This window comes from Pengzhenrongella sp., assembly GCF_036565025.1.
Taxonomy (GTDB): domain Bacteria; phylum Actinomycetota; class Actinomycetes; order Actinomycetales; family Cellulomonadaceae; genus Pengzhenrongella.
Map to the genome: position 1 here is coordinate 1 of NZ_DATCNW010000210.1, position 2,666 is coordinate 2,666.

The 2,666-nt window shown below is 68.2% G+C and carries 3 protein-coding genes and 1 pseudogene; 2 read left to right on the forward strand and 2 right to left on the reverse strand.

Annotated elements, in window-relative coordinates; genetic code table 11:
* Positions 1 to 238: pseudogene (locus tag VIM26_RS12100) on the forward strand (hypothetical protein); the annotation flags it as partial.
* Positions 239 to 278: 40 nt separating this feature from the next.
* Here the strand turns inward: VIM26_RS12100 and VIM26_RS12105 are convergent.
* On the reverse strand, positions 279 to 2,012 hold the full coding sequence (locus VIM26_RS12105) for an IS1634 family transposase (RefSeq protein WP_331951486.1): 1,734 nt from the start codon (positions 2,010 to 2,012) through the stop codon (positions 279 to 281).
* A 98-nt stretch (positions 2,013 to 2,110) separates the two neighbouring features.
* Between VIM26_RS12105 and VIM26_RS12110 the strand changes: the two genes are divergently transcribed.
* Positions 2,111 to 2,452, forward strand: a complete 342-nt coding sequence (locus tag VIM26_RS12110; RefSeq protein ID WP_331951488.1) for a DUF6788 family protein — start codon at positions 2,111 to 2,113, stop codon at positions 2,450 to 2,452.
* Positions 2,453 to 2,479: 27 nt separating this feature from the next.
* Here the strand turns inward: VIM26_RS12110 and VIM26_RS12115 are convergent.
* A partial coding sequence (locus VIM26_RS12115) for a DUF4193 family protein (protein ID WP_331951490.1) occupies positions 2,480 to 2,666 on the reverse strand: 187 nt, incomplete at its 5' end.

Below are 2,666 nucleotides of genomic sequence, written 5' to 3' on the forward strand. Positions count from 1 at the left end.
GACCTATACGGGGGCCACCGAGCGACGCGCGATTGACCGCCTGGTCGAGCTTGGCGCGAGCGTGCAGGTCTCCTACGAGACGCGCAGCACCCGGCTGCACGCGAAGGCGTGGTTCTTCCGACGGAGCAGTGGACTGGACACCGGCTACGTCGGTTCGTCGAACCTGTCCCGGGCTGCGATGTTGGACGGGCTGGAGTGGAACGTCCGGCTGTCCAATGTGGAGCAACCGCACCTGCTGGACTCACGTTCCGCACTTCTCGGTCGGGTTATCTCGTCGATTACGCCTGCTGTGTGTAGGCGCGGTGCGGTAGGCCGAGTAGGTCGAGTACCTGCTGTTGCTGGGCGGTGAGCTCGGGCTGGAAGGTCTGTACGGGGGTGCCGTCGCGGTGGAGTTGGTGGCGGGAGACGGTGGTGAAGATCTCTAGGATCCGTTCGGTTGAGGGGGCTTTGCAGTCTCTGAGCTCGGGGTAGAGCTCGATGGTGTCCAGGGCCGCGCGGGTCATGCCGTTGCGGACTTCGCGTTCGATGAGGGCGGCGATGAGCAGGGCGAGGAACTGGCAGCAGAACAGCGCTTCGATCCGGGCTGGGCTGTGTAGCAGGATCGGCGCGGCGTCTTGGACGCTCTTGAGCAGGTGGTGGCGGCGTTCGAGGTTGGGTTGGTAGCGGTAGGCCGCGAGGACTGCTGCGTCGTCGAGGTCACGGTCGCAGGTGATCAGCGGGAAGCAGCCGTCGCTGGCGGCGTCGTAGGCGATCCGCTCGAGTGCGATGTCGGCGCTGACGGTATAGCGGGTGGTGAGGACCTCCCGGTAGTTCGTCGCGGCACCCGGCCGGCCTGGTCCTGCTTGCTTGTAGGTCTTGGTGGTGGTCTCGCTGATGGTGCAGGTGACCCACTTCTCGGCGCGGGCGTCGACCAACGCGGCCGTGCCGGCTTGTTCCACCGCGGCGCGGGTCTTCAGGCGGTTGCGGGGGCCGGCGAGCTTGGCGTCGAGGGCGTCGAGGGCCGCGATGCCGGCTTCGGTGCGCGCCATCCTGCTGGCGGCGTCCCGGCCGGCTTTGGCGGTCGAGTGGACCCAGACGATGCGGTAGCCCTCCGCCGACGGTGTCAGTGCCGGGGTGGTGGAGTAGACCTCGTCGGGTTCGCCCAGCCGTGAGCTGGGCCCTCGGGTGGCTTCGGTCCAGACCGGGGTGTGGCTCTGCAACCAGCCCCGGAAGGCGCCGTCTTCCTTGCGGGAGCGGGGCATCACGGTGACGAACCGGCCACCCCTGCCGGCGATGTGGCCCATCGCCTGTCGGGAGCACAGCTTGCTGTCCGCGACGTAGAGGAAGTCGACCCGGCCCAGCAGCGCGACCAGGCCGTCCCAGGTCGGGACGTGTGTCGGGTCATCGACGGTGTTGCCGTCGGCCAGCCGGTAGGTGATCGGGACGGCCCCATCGGCGCTGACCGTGAGGATCCAGACCAGCTGCTTGAGGTCCGGGCGGTGGTCCTTGGAATGCCCGTGGGTGATCACCGGGGTTGGCTTCCCGGCACGCTGGCTGCCATCGGCGTCGCGGTAGGCGCCGTGCACGCTGATCGACGTCGAGTCGTTGTGCAGCCGGGCCGTGTCGATACCGAACTCGCTGATCGCCGCGAGCATGACCGCGGTCAGCAGGCTGGCCCGGTCAGCGTCGAACAGCGCGTCCAGCGCCCGGCCGACCCGATCATCGTTGACGGCCCCGACCTCGCCGTCGGACAGGCCCAGCAGCGCCGGGTCATAGCGGGCGGCCCACTCGCCCAACGCGTAGAGCGGTTCCCGACCCAGCACCAGGTTCGTGATCACCAGCCGGATCGCTGCCGCCGGTGCCAGCTTGGTCCGGCCGTCGACCTCACCCAAGGCCGCACCCAGCAGCCCGGGCAGCCCGAGCCGGTCCAGGACGTGGTTCACGATCGGCAGACCGCCCAGGGTGCGTGAGGTCAGCCCGAAGCCCCCCGCGTCGCGGGCCACCTCGCCGGCCAGGTCGTTGCCTTCGTCCATCACGACACCCCGATCTCCACGACCCGCCTGCAATGCAACCCATGCTATCCTTCGACTGCCTATCGAAGGGCAGTCCGACACGCGGAAGGGACCACCCGTTGGCCAAGAAGACACCACCACCGGGTGCCCGGATCAGCACCGAGCTGGCAGACGTCGACTACGCGCTACCCGGCACCCTCGCCCGCAGGTTCATGCGCTGCGGCAAGGACAACTGCCGGTGCAAGGCAGACCCGCCGGCCCTGCACGGCCCGTATCTGCACTGGACCCGGACCGTCGCTGGCAAGACGGTGACTCGGACCCTCACCGAGGACCAAGCAACTCGCTACCAGGCGTGGTTCGACAACGCCCGACGCCTACGCGACATCGCCACCGACGTCGAAGCCCGATCCCTGGACGCCTTCAACAAGGCCGAGGGCCCTCCTAGCAAATCGACGAGATAACCCGACCGAGAAGTGCGGAACGTGAGATCAAGCGCAGTCGCGGCAGATAAATTGTCCGTTGCGACGCCGGGCGAGCCGGCTGCGGTGGTGCACCAGGAAGCAGCGCGAGCAGGTGAACTCGTCGTCCTGCTTGGGCAGTACCCGCACCGTCAGCTCCTCGCCGGACAGGCTTGAGAGGTCGGCGCCGGGTAGCTCCAGGGATTCATTCAGTTCG

Bases quoted from the DNA above. Each gene is read 5' to 3' on its own strand.
- VIM26_RS12105 (WP_331951486.1), bottom strand. From the start codon at position 2,012: ATGGACGAAGGCAACGACCTGGCCGGCGAGGTGGCCCGCGACGCGGGG.